This window comes from Halomonas chromatireducens (genome assembly GCF_001545155.1).
Classification (GTDB): domain Bacteria; phylum Pseudomonadota; class Gammaproteobacteria; order Pseudomonadales; family Halomonadaceae; genus Halomonas; species Halomonas chromatireducens.
In genome coordinates this window covers 2,785,234-2,800,123 of sequence record NZ_CP014226.1, presented here as the reverse complement: position 1 = coordinate 2,800,123, position 14,890 = coordinate 2,785,234, and the positions used below count along the sequence as shown (strand labels likewise).

Annotated in this window: 14 protein-coding genes and 1 other RNA gene; 4 read left to right on the top strand and 11 right to left on the bottom strand. The window is 61.8% G+C overall.

What is annotated here, in order from left to right:
• Positions 1-18: 18 nt before the first annotated feature.
• Together LOKO_RS12945 and LOKO_RS12940 are read right to left on the bottom strand one after the other, a co-directional pair.
• A complete protein-coding gene (locus LOKO_RS12945) occupies positions 19-2,040 on the bottom strand; it encodes a hypothetical protein (RefSeq protein WP_066449957.1) in 2,022 nt (673 codons plus the stop codon).
• Between the two features lie 71 nt (positions 2,041-2,111).
• Positions 2,112-3,335, bottom strand: coding sequence for an ATP-grasp domain-containing protein (locus LOKO_RS12940; RefSeq protein ID WP_066449955.1), 1,224 nt, complete (start codon positions 3,333-3,335; stop codon positions 2,112-2,114).
• 240 nt (positions 3,336-3,575) lie between these two features.
• Here LOKO_RS12940 and ffs point away from each other — a divergent pair.
• Positions 3,576-3,672: signal recognition particle sRNA small type (ffs, locus tag LOKO_RS12935), an RNA gene on the top strand.
• Positions 3,673-3,934: 262 nt separating this feature from the next.
• Complete coding sequence (locus LOKO_RS12930; protein WP_335339188.1) at positions 3,935-4,177, top strand: hypothetical protein; 243 nt, start codon at positions 3,935-3,937, stop codon at positions 4,175-4,177.
• Positions 4,178-4,285: 108 nt separating this feature from the next.
• Here LOKO_RS12930 and LOKO_RS12925 read toward each other — a convergent pair whose 3' ends face one another.
• From LOKO_RS12925 to LOKO_RS12885, 9 genes are all read right to left on the bottom strand, one after another.
• Positions 4,286-5,077 carry an amino acid ABC transporter ATP-binding protein gene (locus LOKO_RS12925; RefSeq protein ID WP_066449951.1) on the bottom strand — a complete coding sequence of 264 codons (792 nt, stop codon included), beginning with the start codon at positions 5,075-5,077 and terminating at the stop codon, positions 4,286-4,288.
• Positions 5,078-5,100: 23 nt separating this feature from the next.
• Complete coding sequence (locus LOKO_RS12920) at positions 5,101-5,754, bottom strand: amino acid ABC transporter permease (protein ID WP_066449949.1); 654 nt, start codon at positions 5,752-5,754, stop codon at positions 5,101-5,103.
• Positions 5,755-5,816: 62 nt separating this feature from the next.
• Positions 5,817-6,458 (bottom strand): amino acid ABC transporter permease, encoded by a 642-nt coding sequence (locus LOKO_RS12915; protein ID WP_417935402.1) that lies wholly within the window; start codon positions 6,456-6,458, stop codon positions 5,817-5,819.
• Between the two features lie 93 nt (positions 6,459-6,551).
• Positions 6,552-7,355 (bottom strand): transporter substrate-binding domain-containing protein, encoded by an 804-nt coding sequence (locus tag LOKO_RS12910; protein ID WP_066449943.1) that lies wholly within the window; start codon positions 7,353-7,355, stop codon positions 6,552-6,554.
• A gap of 170 nt (positions 7,356-7,525) precedes the next feature.
• Entirely contained in the window at positions 7,526-8,716 is a 1,191-nt protein-coding gene (locus tag LOKO_RS12905) for an acetyl-CoA C-acyltransferase (protein ID WP_066449939.1), read from the bottom strand.
• Positions 8,713-9,996, bottom strand: a complete 1,284-nt coding sequence (locus LOKO_RS12900) for an ArgE/DapE family deacylase (protein WP_066449934.1) — start codon at positions 9,994-9,996, stop codon at positions 8,713-8,715. Before LOKO_RS12900 ends, LOKO_RS12905 begins: the two co-directional genes overlap by 4 nt.
• Entirely contained in the window at positions 9,996-10,649 is a 654-nt protein-coding gene (locus LOKO_RS12895; protein ID WP_066449931.1) for a 3-oxoacid CoA-transferase subunit B, read from the bottom strand. Before LOKO_RS12895 ends, LOKO_RS12900 begins: the two co-directional genes overlap by 1 nt.
• A complete protein-coding gene (locus tag LOKO_RS12890; RefSeq protein WP_066449925.1) occupies positions 10,639-11,340 on the bottom strand; it encodes a CoA transferase subunit A in 702 nt (233 codons plus the stop codon). The genes LOKO_RS12895 and LOKO_RS12890 overlap by 11 nt, the downstream gene beginning before the upstream one ends.
• A 24-nt stretch (positions 11,341-11,364) precedes the next feature.
• Positions 11,365-12,717, bottom strand: a complete 1,353-nt coding sequence (locus LOKO_RS12885) for an aminotransferase family protein (protein WP_066449922.1) — start codon at positions 12,715-12,717, stop codon at positions 11,365-11,367.
• Between the two features lie 110 nt (positions 12,718-12,827).
• Between LOKO_RS12885 and LOKO_RS12880 the strand changes: the two genes are divergently transcribed.
• Entirely contained in the window at positions 12,828-13,748 is a 921-nt protein-coding gene (locus LOKO_RS12880; protein WP_066449919.1) for a LysR family transcriptional regulator, read from the top strand.
• A 109-nt stretch (positions 13,749-13,857) separates the two neighbouring features.
• Positions 13,858-14,889 (top strand): histone deacetylase family protein, encoded by a 1,032-nt coding sequence (locus LOKO_RS12875; RefSeq protein ID WP_066449916.1) that lies wholly within the window; start codon positions 13,858-13,860, stop codon positions 14,887-14,889.
• Position 14,890: the final 1 nt, after the last annotated feature.

Sequence of the window (14,890 nt, the reverse complement as noted above, 5' to 3'; positions counted from 1 at the left end):
GCGTATCGCAATCGGGCGTTACGACGGGTGGCGTGGCCCCGCGTCGGCCTGGAGTTCCGTTGGCGGGATACGGTCGGAGCCCCAGCTGCGGTGGATGTAGCCGATCACCTGGTCGAGTTCTTCCTGGGTGATCTTGTTCAGTTCGCCGCGCTCGAGCGGGTCGTAGTGGAAGATGTAGAGGCGGGAGGCGAACTGCTCGAAGGGCAGGGACGCCTCGCCGAAGCGTTCGCCATTGCCGGCGGTGCTGACCTTGATGCCATCGCCCCAGTCCTGGCCGCTGTCGTTGTTGGGGTTGTAGAAATAGGCCCGCATGACATCGCTGGGGTCCAGCGTGACACGCAGCACCGTAATGGCATGCCAGCCGATGAATCGCGCGGCGCTGTCGGTCACGGCGATGCCGGCAGGTTGCGGGTGGATCAGGGGCTGGTTGCCGTTGTAGTAGGGGTGGTAGCTGGCGTAGAAATGGCGCAAGAAGGCGTCCAGGTCGTGTAGCTGCCCCGTTGCCACATCGACGTTGATGCGAAAGCCGCGGCCGGACCACCAGCCGTGGAACTCGGGATTGACCCAACGGTGGGGATCCCCCTCGCGCCCGATGCAGCGCCGCCCCATCTCGGCATAGATGCGATCCAGGTGCGGAACCACCAGCAGGGAGACAGGGTCGAGGTCCACCGGCAGCTCCTTGGCGACCCCTTCCAGGCTGGCCATTGACGAGAGGGGCATGCCTTCAAAGTGCATGATGATCTCGTCGTCACGGGCGGCCCAGGCGACCATCTGCAGCAGGTAGTCCGGGTCGTTGTAGGCCCACATCGACAAGGCGCGCGCCGATTGGCAGGTGGGGTTGTTGCCCTGGCCGACACCCAGTGGCAGCCCCAGCATGCAGAGCACGCCTTCGAGCAACCTGGCTCGCGGAGAAACCGCGTCGCCATAGGCCAGTTCGATCCGCGATTTGGACCACTCGGAGAGCGAGAGGCCCAGCTGGCGCCACATGGCCGGCGCCACGGGAGGCTGGTAGAGGATGCCGCGCTCGAGCATCAGCGCCAGGCCATAGACAGCCTGGGGCGTTGCCGGGTGAACGGCACCGCGGATCAGTGCATGTACCAGCTCGCGATAGCAGAGCAGGCAGTCCCTGCCGGTCGATGAAAGCCCAAGGGCCTCGGCTACCAGATGATCGCCATGATCTAGCAGGTGGCGGATCAGCACCGGATGGTAGGCCGATGCCAGGCCGGTATCGTGCATGGCGCGGGCAAAGCCGGTGGCTTCGCTTTGCAGGGCCGAGTTGTCCATGCTGGAGAGCCGCTCGCGGTAGACCTCGACGCCTGGATCCTCCCGACACGCCTGGGTAGGGCCAAACAGCGAACTGACCAGGCGGTCAGCGCCCTGACCACTGATCCCCAGGTCGATCGACGGATCGGCCTGGCAGATGGCGATCTGGGTGATCATCTGCTTGACCGAATCGACCTGGATCGGGCGCTGTTGGAGGATGCGCCAGATCTCCTCGATCAGCTTGTCGATGATGTGCTCGTAGCCGATGCGATCGGCGAGGTGACGAAACAGGTGGCGTGGTATCTGGGCCAGTCGTCCTTGGGTTTCGCGTTCGGCTTCGCTCGGAGCGCTGAACAGCAGCCACAGGTTGAGCGCCAGCACCTGGGTTAGGTAGTGGTGGGCCTGCTCGGCGGATATCAGGGGGTGAAGATAGTCGCACTTGGCCACCGCCACCAGGCGCAGCTCGCTCAGCGACTCGATCACCACCATGTTGGGATCGGCACTCTTGAGGGCATGGGTGGTCAGGGAGGGCAGCAGGTACTGCGGTGTATCCCAGTCTGAGCCGGCGAAGACGCCGGCTTCCTCCAGTGCCTGGGAGCGGGCCTCGACTTCGGCGGCGCCACCCTCCTGCATCAGCACCCGTCGTGCGGTATCCAGCACGCGGGGTAGCTTCGTCGGCTTGGTGAACGCACGTGCTTGCGCGAGCAGGGTGGTCGCCTCGTCGAGCTTCGCCAGCAGGCCTTGAAGCTTGTCGTCGCCTGCTGGCGAGGTGCTCATTTCTTGCGTGTGTCGGTGCGTGGTCACGCCGACTCCTTTTTCAAGCTGTCATTGTGCACATGACGCCTTGATCAGACATAGAAATCAAGTTCTTCCATGTTCTTGAGCAGTTCCTTCATGCGTGCCGCCTCGTCGCCCTTGAAGTAGATCAGCCCCCAGTGGGTGCCGAAGGCGGTACGCTTGGTGACGGTCTCCTCCATGGGCGGTGTCAGTTCATGGGACTCGAAGTAGGGATCGTCCTCGACCTCCTCCGGAATCTCCAGGCGGCTGACGACGCGGCGACGTGGATACACCCCGAAGCAACCGGCGTAGCACTTGGCATCTTCCACTTCCCTGGGGAAGAAGGCCTTGACCTCATCCGGCGTGGTCTTGGGGTCGAAGACCAGCATGCTGGCCTGGTAGGCATTGAAGCCGTAGACCCGCTCCAGCAGCTCGAACACCTTGAATCCCGGCGGGCGATAGGCGACCTCGCCGAAGTACATCTCACCGTCGCTGGTGACGAAGTACTCGGGGTGAATCAGGCCGAAGTCGATATCGAAGGCCTTGATCAGCTTCTCGATCTGAGCGGTGATCTGCGGACGGTAACTCTCGAGTTCCGGAGAGGCCGGCACGAATACCGAGTAACCCAGGGTCACGTATTCGGAGATGTTGAGAAAGGCGATCTTGCCGTTGTGGATCCAGGCCTCGACGGCGAACTCCCAGCCGTCCAGGTGCGACTCCATCAGTACCGGGAATTCTTCGTCCGGAATGGTATCGACTTCGTCCGGGGTGCGGATCACCCGATGGCCCAGGCAGCCGGCCTTGTCGAAGGCCTTGAGGTGGATGGGGTCGTTGGGGTCGCCGTCGAGCTTGAGCAGGGTCTGGTTGACCCGCTTGAGAAAGCGGATGACATCGCCCTTGTCGTGGGCTTCCTCGAAAATACCCACGCGGATGCCGCCCAGCTGGGCACGGCGCTTCATCAGCGCCTTGTCACGCAGCAGCAGCGACTGGCCATAGAGGCGCGGGTTGTCCATGAGTACCGAGTTGATGGCGCCGGCCCATTCGACGGTTTCCTCGAACAGGGGAATCGCCACATCGACGCCCATACCCTGAAGCTTTTCGGCGATATCCAGTGAGCTGTCATTGAGACGCTCGAAGTGCCAGGAAACATAGGGGATGTCGTGCTTCGTGCAATACTCCTCCGCCCAGTCGGGGGCTACCACCACGTAGCGACGGTCGAAATTCTCAGCGGCCTCGATGGCGTTGAGGCTCCAGCCGAGCAGAGCGATATAGCCCTTGTTGGTGTCCTTGTTCATAGTACGCCTCCTGAGCGATGTCGTGTTTTTCGTCGTCGTTTTCCCATTTACCCTACACGAATCGTCAACGCTTAGCATGGTCGGGTCCAATAGCGAGAGCCCGCGCTTGCTGGCCTGCCTGGCCGCTGGTATAGTGCATCCGCACTCGGCAAGCCATTGATGCCACGCCGAGTTCGGCACTGCTCACCAGGCTGTCTTACTAGACTAGTTCATGCAGTAGATGTCGTGCAGTGGTGGCCCCGTCGGTCCTCCCGCAACGCTAAGCCGCAAACCCCGCCAGGCCCGGAAGGGAGCAACGGTAGTGGTGGTCGCGTGTGCCGGGATGTGGCTGTCGGGGCTGCCTCCATTTTTGGGTGCCTTGTTTTCTCTCTCGTTTGCGCTTTCCCTTGCGATAGCGGCTGACTGCGCCTTGTAGGCCGGTCATGGCCCTTTGCGTGCCAGGCTCTCGATCTTCGTCGCAATAGACTATGGTCGCAAGCCATTTCGATTGGTATAATGCGCTGCAGCAAACTCTTGCGAGAGGAGCACAAGGCATCATGACCGACGAAACATCCACAGCCGCTGGTATCCAGAGAAGCTTGCGCCAGTGTATTTCCCACATGGCTGCACTCCTGTACCGCCATGGACACGTTCTGGAGACAGTTACCGTTCCTCACCGAGGCCTGGATCGGGGCGCCATCCAGAACCTCACCCAGGCGTCTGACGACTGGGCTGCCTGCCAGCAGGTGCTGGAGCGTAGCGAAGCCGCTTCCTACAATGAGTCCGGCAGGTTCATACTCACCTCGCTGGGACGCGAGCTGCTTTTCGACATGTTCGGTTCGGGTGCCGCCGACTGTGCCTGAATAAGGCATTGCCGAATATACAAGAGAGGAGGCCTATGGCCTCCTTCTTCGCTTTTGTCGCTTCTCACCGGCAAGAGCATATTCCACTCGGCTCCGATGACCTGCGGTTCAAGCTTGCCCTTGCGTCTGTGCCCCCAGGTGCTTGCGCAAGAAGTTGCGGGTGCGCTCCTCGTCAGGGTGGGAGAACAAGTGGTCGGGGGTGTTCGATTCCACTACGACGCCGCCGTCCATGAACATTGCCCAATCAGAGACGTCACGTGCAAAGCCCATCTCATGGGTGACGATGAGCATAGTCATGTGCTCCTCGGCTAGCCCCTTCATCACCTGGTTTACTTCCTCCACAAGCTCCGGATCCAGGGCCGATGTGGCTTCGTCGAAGAGCATGACCTTGGGGCGCATGGCCAGGGCGCGGGCAATGGCGACGCGCTGTTTCTGCCCGCCCGACAGGGCGCTGGGGTAGACGGAGGCCTTGTCCGCCAGCCCCACTCGCTCGAGTAGCTCCATGCCCAGCTCACGGGCACTTTTCGCATCCATGCCTTTCAGCTTTCTCGGTGCAAGCGTCACGTTCTCCAGCGTCGAAAGGTGAGGGAACAGATTGAAGTGCTGGAATACCATGCCCATGTTCTGGCGTATATGGTTGATATGGCGCTCGAAGGCCAGTCCCTTCAAGTCTGGCCGGTTGACCTGCATGCCATCCAGCAGGATGCTGCCCTCATCGATCACTTCCAGGTTATTGATGGATCGTAGCAGCGTGCTTTTTCCGGACCCTGATGGTCCGATGATGGATATGATCTTGCCGCGTTCGACCTTGAGGTCGATCCCCTTGAGTACCTCAAGGTCACCGAATCGTTTCTTGACTCCCTTTAGCTCCACCATGGGCGTGTCTTTCGCGTGTGTCATGTCAGGTCCTCGTTAGGGAAGGGCTAGCGGCGGTAGGCGGCGCGGCGCTCTATCCAGGATTGTCCGATTTCCATCAGTACGTTGATCAAGTAGTAAATGACAGCGATCGTGATATAGAACTCGAAGGGGCGAAACGTCACGCTGATGGCATACTGTGAAAGGTACACCAGCTCGGCGATACCGATGGCGGAGAGCACCGATATATCCTTTACCATGATGATCATGTTATTGCCGAGCTGGGGGGTGGCGCGATAGAGCGCCTGCGGCAGGATGATGTAAAATATGGTGGCGATATGGCTAAATCCCAATGAACGCGACGCTTCATACTGACCACTTGATACTGACTTGATGGTGGCGATGAATATGTCCGCGTTGTAGGCCATATAGTGAAATCCGAGGCCGAGAACGCCTACCGCGATGGCCGGGATCAATATCCATTGCCCGATGCCAAAATACAGGAAATAAAGTTGAAGCAGCAGCGGCGTTGTCATGAATAACCAGATAAGGAGGCGCAGCGGCCAGTTAACAATTTTTCTTGTGTACAGGGTGATTACGGCGACGATCTGTCCGCCGATGATCGACATGATGGCGACCACCAGGCCAATCAGAAGTGTGGCTCCTATACCCTTGATGAGGGTCGGGAAATAGGTGATGACGGGGCTGAAATCGAATTCCATGGCGGCTTACCTTGGTTGCTCTGTTGCCTGGTGTTCCATAGGTTTTTCTGTTGCCTGGTTTTCTATAGATAGGTATATCGCGTGGCGCGACGATATAAGAACTCAACAATGCCCATGACCGCATAGATGATGACGATATACATCAGGGCACTCAGTAAAAAGACTTCCAAGGGCCTGTAGGTTGAGCCGATCAGGCGCTGAGCCTGATAGGTCAGCTCGACCACCGAAATGATGGATACCAGCGATGAGTTCTTTACCAAAATGATGGCCAGGACGCCGATGGAGCGAATCATGAGGCTGGCTGCCTGGGGCAGGATAATGTGTTGAAGCGTCGCAAAGCGTCCAAATCCCAGCGATCGTGATGCCTCGTTCTGCCCGCTTTCGACCGATTCGAGGGCACCGCGAATGGCCTCGCTCATATAGGCGCCGATGTTGAAGGCGCCGACGACCACGCCGCAGGTGAATGGGTCCAGGTGAAGACCTATTGCGGGTCCGCCGTAGAAGACCAGCAGCAGCTGGACGAAATAGGGTGTACCGCGAACGACACTGATATAAGCGCGTGCCAGCCAGCGGACGGGGGAAATTCGTGAGCTTCGCAATGCCACCAGCGTGGAGGCGATAAAGAAGCCGAAGAACAGGGCGCGAACCGATATGTCGATGGTCACCCAGGCCGCTTTTACCAACAGCGGCGATATTTCGATCATCAAGTTGATGTCCATGAGCCCCTTTACTCAATTGTTGTGTAGCGACGTTGTTTAAGGCCAGCAGGGCTTTCGCCCTGCTGGCCCCAGGGCTGTCTAGTCGAACTCGACGCCTTCGCCGATCCATTTGTCGACGATTGCCTGGTAGGTACCATCTTCCCTGATCTCGGCCAGTGCCGTGTTCAGGGCCTCTTTCAGCTCAGGCTTGTTCTTCTGAATGGCAATGGCGGCAGGCCAACTGGGTAGCTCCCCGACTTCGACCTGCTTGATGGGGAGTTCCTGATCATTGAGCGCCACGTAAACGGGGATGTCATCGGCGATCATGACGTCGATTCGTCCGGTGGTGAGCCCGTTAAGCATGTCGGGCAAGCCCTGGAATGTCTGGTTGCGCCAGTTTCCGTTGCTGTTTTCGGTGGCCCATTGGTTGCCCGTTTCACCCAGGGTTGAACCCACCCGCTTGCCGGCGAAGTCTTCGATGCTGTTGACGTCATCGGTCTCTTGCCTGACCCAGATGGAGAGCCCCGAGCTGTAATAGCTGTCGGTGAAGTCGACGGCGCGCTCACGCTCTTCCGTGACGCTCATGCTGCAGATGCAAGCGTCGAAGCGGCCGCCTGCCAGAGCGGCGACGATGCCGTTCCACGGCGATGTCTGGATATTGACGTCGACTCCCATCCTGTCTGCCAGCGCTTCGGCGATATCCACGTCGAAGCCGACAAGGTTCCCGGCGGTATCGACATAGCTGAAGGGGGGGTAGGCGCCAGAGTTGGCCACCTGAAAGACGTCGGCCTGAATCTCGGAAAAATCTCGCGCCTGGGCGCTCATGCTGGCAAAGGAAATAACCCCAAGTAGCGTCAAGGCGCCAATAAGAGGACGATGGAAGGACTTCTTGTGAATTGTCATGTCGATTCCTTTTCAATGTTGGTTTATTTCTGTGGATTTGCAACACCATCGTGTCGCGACATGCTTCGATGTTTCCTCACGCAAAGGCAGTAGATGCGGGCCTTGCTGGACTCTCACCTCCTGTTATCTGTGCTTGATCGATGTGGCCATTTGCGAGCATTGCCGACGGCTTATAGCCGCTCGAGAATCACCGCAATCCCTTGTCCTCCGCCCACACAAGCGGTGGCACAGCCGTAGCGGCCGCCGCGATGGGCGAGTATCCGTGCCAGAGTGCCGGCCAGGCGTATGCCGGTCGCCCCAAGGGGGTGCCCCAGGGCGAGGGCGCCGCCCCAGACGTTGACTCGGCCTGGGTCCAGTCCGAGCTTGCGCATGGCATGTAGCGGTACGGCGGCAAAGGCCTCGTTGATCTCCCAGGCATCGATCTGTGAGGCGACCAGCCCGGCACGCGCCAGCACCTGTTCCGCCGCCGCAGCGGCCCCGGCGCCCATGAGTCCGGGGCGCACACCCACGTCGGCGATGGCGACAATACGGGCCAACGGCTTGGCACCATGGCGCTCGAGAGCAGCTGCGGACATCACGACTGACGCAGCGGCACCGCTGGTGAGCGGCGAGCTGTTGCCGGCGGTGACCCGGCCGCCTTCGAGGAAGACCGGATCGAGTCCGGCGAGCCTTTCCAGGTTGGTATCGGGGCGGATATTGGCGTCCCGGTCGATGACCTCCCCGGCTGGGTTGGTCAGCGTAAGTCGTTCGCCGGCGAGATGGCTGTCGGCCTCGGCCCGGGCAGCACGGCGGTGGGACTCCAGCGCGAATGCATCCATTTCATCACGCTCGATACCGGCCCCCTGGGCCAGGCGTTCGGCGGTGATGCCCATGTTCAGCGCCACCTCGAGCTCGAGCCATTCGGCATCCTTCAGCGCCTCGGGTGAAGTCAGTACCCCTTCCTTGAACAGGGCGGGGCCCATGGGTACCCGGGTCATGTTCTCGAAGCCCCCGGTGATAGCCACGTCCACGGCGCCTGCCTGTATCTCGCGGGCGGCGCTGCGCAGGGCAGCAAGCCCCGAGCCACACTGTTGATCGATCTGACGGGTGGCGCATTGATGGTTATGCGGACCCAGGCGCTGAGAAAGCCAAAGCGGGTAGCGGCCGCCAAAATTCCACTGCTCCTTGACCGGCAGCGCGCAGCCGACGCTTAGGTCTTCCACGACCTGCGGGTCGATACCGCTACGGTCGAGCAGGGCATCAATTACCAAGGCAAGCAGGGCATCGCCGCGAGTCCCGGCCCAGCCGTCCACTTCGGGCTTGCGTGGGTGGGCGCGGGTAAAGGCGCTGCGGGCGTAGTCGGCCAGGTAGACTTCTTTCATGTTGTGTTTCCTCCGGCACCGGCTAGCTCTCCCCAGCGGTGAATGAACAGGGCATAGGTGGTGAGAACGTGTCGAATCGAGTCGATCTCCACGCACTCGTCGACGCCGTGGATCCGCTGGGCCACCGGGCCGTAGCAGGTGCCATTGATTTCGCCGCTGACGTGGAAGGCGCGCAGGTCGGTGGTGCAGGTGGAGAGATAGGTCCTCGGTGGCTCACCGAGCAGGTCCTGATGGCAGCGGGAGAGGAGTTCGATACCTGGCGTTTCGAGGTCGACCAGAAAGCCCTCTGAGCGGAAGCCGTGGAATTCCACCCGGGGGGCGGGGCTGCCATCGGCGAGTTCGGTATGGCGAGACTCGATGCACCGGCGAACGCGGTTCATGGCTTCATCGGGCGTCATGCCGGGCGGAAACCCTACGCGGCCTTCGAGCACGGCATGGGCCGGCACGCTGGATGCCCAGTTGCCGCCCTCGATCTTGCCGATGCTGAGATTGAAGGGGCTATCCAGGCTGTCGTAGGGCGCCTGACGCGGCAGCGCGTTGATCTCGTTCTCCAGCGCCTTGAAGGCGGGCAGGTACTCGATCAGCGTTTCGATAGCGTTGCTGCCGGCGCGGGTGTCGAGCACGTGGGCCGGCACGCCGTCGATGCGCATGCGAAACCAGAGTACGCCCACCTGGCCAGCATAGATCTGGCTGCCGAAGGGTTCCGGAATCAGCACGAAGTCACCGCTATACCCCTGGTGCAGGCAGGCCAGTGCGCCGTTGCCGGTACACTCCTCCTCGATCACTGTCTGCAGGGACAGGGGAAAGTCGATGGGAACGCCGGCCTGGCGTACCGCCTGCACGGCCATGACCATGGCGGCGATGCCGGCCTTCATGTCGCCGGCGCCACGGCCATAGAGCCAGCCGTCCTTCTCCCAGGGTTCCCAGGGCGGTCGGGTCCACATGTCGAGGGGTTCGGCGGGCACTACGTCCAGGTGGCCATTGAAGACCAGATGTGGCCCGCTGGCGCCGGCGTTGAGCCGGGACACCAGGTTGTAGCGTCCGTCGCACGACCACTCGGTTGGAGCGCGGTGAGGGTGCTCGGCGAAGCCGGGGGCGTCAAGCGGTACCCGGGTGGCCGGCAGCTCGAGACGCTCGAACCAGCGTTCCATGGTCGCGAGCGCGCCATGCTCCTCGCCCAGTACGCTGTAGCCGCGCACCAGGTCGCGGGTCAGCGCCAGGGTGTCGTCCATCAGCGCCTCGCAGCGCTCGACGATGCGCTTCTCGGTGGTGGTCAGCATCAGAACCTCCCCAGTCGACGCTCGTCGATAATCAAGTTGGCTTCGGTGGCCCCACGCAGCTCATCAATGCCAAGCCCCTCGGCGATATCCACCACGGCAAGACCTTCCGGGGTCACGTCCATCACCGCCTTGTCGGTGATGATGCGTGACACGCAGTGCTCGGCGGTGAGCGGGAGACGACAACGCTGCAGGATCTTGGGCTTGCCGTGCTTGTCGTTGTGCGAGCAGAGGATCACCAGGCGCTTGACCTTCTGTGCCAGTTCCATGGCGCCGCCGATGCCCGGCGAGAACTTGCCGGGTATCTTCCAATTGGCCAGGTTGCCAAGCTCATCCACTTCGAAGGCACCCATGAAAGTGAGGTCTACCCGACTGCGACGGATCATGGCGAAGGAAATGGCACTGTCGAATACGCTGGCGCCGGGGCGGGTAGCGATGTAGGCGCCCCCGGAGTCGATCATGTCGTAGTCTGGTGACTCGCCGTCCTTGCGCGGGCGAGAGCCCAGCACGCCGTTCTCCGAATGCACCAGCACTTCCATTTCGTCCGGCAGGTAGTGAAACAGCCGGGTGGGCAGGCCAATGCCCAGGTTGACGATCTGGCCCGGTATCACTTCCCGAGCGGCGCGAGCGAGTATGCGTTGCTGATCAGCCGACATGGGCGCGCCTCCCCTGTTCGCTGGTGGCGGGAGCGACCTGGACCACCTGGCTGACGAAGGCGCAGGGGGTATGGACCGCTTCGAGTGGCAGGCTGCCGGGTTCGTCGACCCGGTAGGCCTGGGCGATGACGATATCGGCGGCCATGGCCATCAGCGGGTTGAAATTGCTCGCGGTGGCGCGGTAGATCAGGTTGCCATAGCGGTCGGCGCGCTCGGCGTGGACCAGGGCGAAGTCGGCATAGAGTGCCGGCTCGATGCCCCATCTGCGGCCGTCCATTTCGATTTCACGGCGGCCGGCAGCAATCTCTGTGCCCTGACCGATGTCGGTGAGAAAGCCGTGGTGACCGGCCCCGGCGCTGCGTATCTTTTCTGCCAGCAGCCCCTGGGGGTGCATCGCTACATGGAGCTCGCCCCGGTTCATTGCCTCGATGGCCACTCGATTGAGTCCGATGTGCGAGGTAATCAGGCGGCTGACGCGGCCGGCCTCGATCAGCTTGCTGATGCCGATCCCAGGTTCATTGGCATCGTTCTTTATCAGGGTGAGATCGCGCTGGCCCTGGTCCAGCAGTTCGTCGATCAGGGCGAAGGGCGTGCCCGGTGAGCCGAACCCGCCGATCATGATCGAGGCGCCATCCGGGATAGCGGCTATGGCCTCCTCGATGAGGCAATATTTCTGGTTGAGTAGCGTCATGAAAGAGCCTTTTCCATTTGGCGATCAGGGGGTCAGTGCATTTGCTGGCGCCGCCGCGCTCAACTCATGGTCGAAGCGCACCATGGCACGCTCGAGCCGGGCGAGCAGCTCGGCCGTATCAGCGGCGTCGATGGTCAGTGGCGGGGTGACCAGGAAATGGTCGCCCGCAACGCCATCCAGGGTGCGTCGCGGATAGATCAGCAGGCCTTCCTCCTTGGCCAGCGCCGTTATCCGTGCAAAACGGTTCTGCTCGGCGGGGAAAGGCGCCTTGGTATCGCTGTCGGCGACCAGCTCCACCCCCCAAAGCAGCCCCAGGCCACGAACGTCGCCCACCCAGGCGAAGCGGGCCTTGAGTGCCTCGAGTCCAGCCTCCAGTTCGCAGCCGCGTGCGGCCACGTTGCTGAGTACGCCTTCGCGCTGTATGGCTTCCACCACCGCCAGCGCGGTGGCACAGGCGAGTGGATTGCCGGCGTAGGTATGCCCGTGCTGGAAGCCGCCAGAGCCCATGACGGCTTCGACGATGTCGGCGCGGGCGAGTACCGCCCCCACCGGGTAGTAGCCGGCGCCAAGCCCCTTGGCGGTGGCCAGTAGGTCCGGTGTGACGCCATAGTGCTGATAGGCGAACCAGGTGCCGGTACGACCGACGCCGGTCAGTACTTCATCGAGGATCAGCAGGCAGCCGAACTCGTCACACAGGGCACGAATGCGCTCGAGATAGGCCTGCCCGAGCATTCGGGCACCAGTGCTGGCGCCGCCCACGGGCTCAAGGATAAAGGCCGCGATGGTGTCGGGATCGGCCGCTTCCATGGCAGCGCGGGTCTCGGCGAGGATGCGCTCCACATGCAGGGTGTCGTCAGCATCGGCATGGCGATAGAAGTCGGGGCCGGCCACCTTGAGCGAGCCGATGGTGATGTCGGTGAAGGGCGCTTCCAACGGCTGATAGCCCGTTACGCCCAGTGCCCCCAGGGTGCTGCCATGATAGGAGGGGCGAAGGGAGACGAAGCGGCGCCGCTCTGGTTCACCCGAGGCAACGAAGTACTGGCGTGCCAGCTTGAGCGCCGATTCAACCGCCTCCGAGCCGCTGGAGACGAAGAAGACTTTTTGCAGTTGATCGTGCGTCAAGCCGACCAGGGCCTTGGCCAGGGCCACTGCGGGAGCATTTTCAAACTGGGTGCGATAGGTGAAGGCCACCCGGTCGAGCTGGGCGAGCATGGCATCCCGGATGTCAGGGCGACCATGCCCCAGGTTGCAGGAAATGGCGCCGGAGCAGCCGTCGAGATATTCCCGTCCGGCTTCGTCCCACAGATAGACGCCCCGGGCATGACTGACTTCGGGCAGGGCCGGACCGGCCTGGTAGAAAAGGGGAGATGGGTCCATTGCAGCGTCCGTTGTCGTTATGTGTTTGTAAACGGGTCTCTGCAGTCTAAGTAGCGATCGACAAGTATTTCAATATATGATCTTTTTATCGAATTCGATGAGTTGCAGTCATGGCTGATGTCAACATCCACTCGCTCAAGTCGCTGGCGATCTTCAAGACACTGTATGAAGCGGGTACCGCTTCCCAGGCGGCACGCACGCTTGGGATCACCCAGTCGGGGGTGAGTCGCTCACTGGCGCAACTTGAGGAAAACCTGGGAATCCAGCTGTTCCTGCGAGAGAAGAATCGCCTGGTGGCGACCCCGGAAGCGCGGGAGGTCTATGACGAGATCCTGCGTCTGATGGGCAATATCGAGGAGCTGCGACATAGCGTGCTGGCGCTCAAGGAGTTCGGTACATCGCGGCTGCGCATCGCCGCTATTCCCGGGCTGTCGTTCGGCTTCGTGCCCCGGCTGGTGGCCGCGCTACTGGAGGAGAACCGGCAGTTCAGCGTCAGCCTAGACATGATGTCGAGCCATGAGGTGCAACTTGCCGTGGAGTCGAGCCATGCCGACATCGGCTTCGTTACACTGCCCATTACCTCGCGGGTGCTGCAGGTGGACCCCTGGTTTACCACCGAGGCGGTCTGCCTGGTGCCAGAACGGCATCCCCTGGCGATGAGGGGGTGTGTCGAGGTGGAGGATCTGCGCGACCAGCACCTGGTGATCAGCAACCAGCCGAGCATCAGTACCAACCCACTGCTGGAGCTGACCAGTCAGCATCGCGTGCAGATCGCCGGCAAGACGGAGGCCAATATCGGCACCATCACGGCGCTGGTGGCCAGCCATGTCGGCATTACCGTGATGAATCCGATTACTGCCCAGGACCAGCTCACCCCCCGGGATGGGGTGGTCATGCGGCCTTTCTCGCCGGCCATGGCGTTCAGCTTCGGGCTGGTCTATCGCAACGACTGGAAGCAGGCCAGGGTGCTCGACTTCCTTCGCCAGCGGGGCAGGGTGCTGCTCGAGAGCTACGGTGAGTCCATGACCTAGCATTCCTGGTCCTCGCCTGCCGCTGCGTCCCAGACGTTGAGGGGCCTGGGCTGGTACACCGGCCATGGGCATGGCAAGGTCAAGCGGACCATCCCGAGGAGATGTCGTCATGATCACGTTCCACAGCGAGGCAACCAAGCTGCGTCGTGCCAAGACCGAGCTCAACGAAGGGCTGCTGGTCGCCCCCTTCGAGTGCCCCGAGCGGGTCGACCTGGTGCTAGAGCGGGTGCGGGCGACCGGGCTTGGTGCGGTTCAGGCACCGACTCGCTATGGTCTCGAGCCCGTACTGGCTGTGCATGATGCCGCCTACGTGGAGTTCCTGGCCAGCTGCTGGGAGGAGTGGAAAGCCATCGGCATGGCGGGCGAGGCGATCCCCAACATCTGGCCGTCCCGCTCCATGCCCGGCACACGGGTCCCCGAGCATATCGAGGGGCGGCTCGGCTACTACGCCCAGACCGGTGAGACCTCGATCTGTGCCAATACCTTCGAAGCCGCCGATATCAGCAAGGACATTGCCCTGTCGGCGCTGGGCCATACCCTCAAGACCGGCGAGCCGAGCTTCGGTCTGTGTCGCCCGCCGGGGCATCATGCGTCGTCGGATCAGTTCGGCGGCTACTGCTTCTTCAACAACGCGGCCATTGCCGCCGATCAGGCCCTGAAGCATGGCCTCTCGCGGGTAGCGGTGCTGGATATCGACTTCCACCATGGAAACGGCACCCAGGAAATCTTCTATTCCCGTGACGACGTGATCGTCGTTTCGCTGCACGGCGATCCCCTGCACTGCTTTCCCTACTACCTGGGGCACGCCGATGAGACCGGCAGCGGCCGGGGCGAGGGCTTCAATATCAACTACCCTATGCCGCCCGGTACCGGCTATGCCCGCTGGTCGGCCGCCCTCGATGAAGGTCTGGCGCGCATTGGTCAGTCCGGCGCCGAGCTGCTTGTCGTGTCGCTGGGAGTGGACACCTTCGAGCACGACCCGATCAGCAGCTTCACACTGAAAAGCGAGGACTACCCGGATATCGGCCGGCGCCTGGCCGAGCTTGGGCTGCCCACCGTCTTCCTGCTCGAAGGGGGCTACGCGGTGGAAGAGATCGGCATCAACGTGGTCAATGTGCTGAGCGGCTTCGAAACCGCCTGAG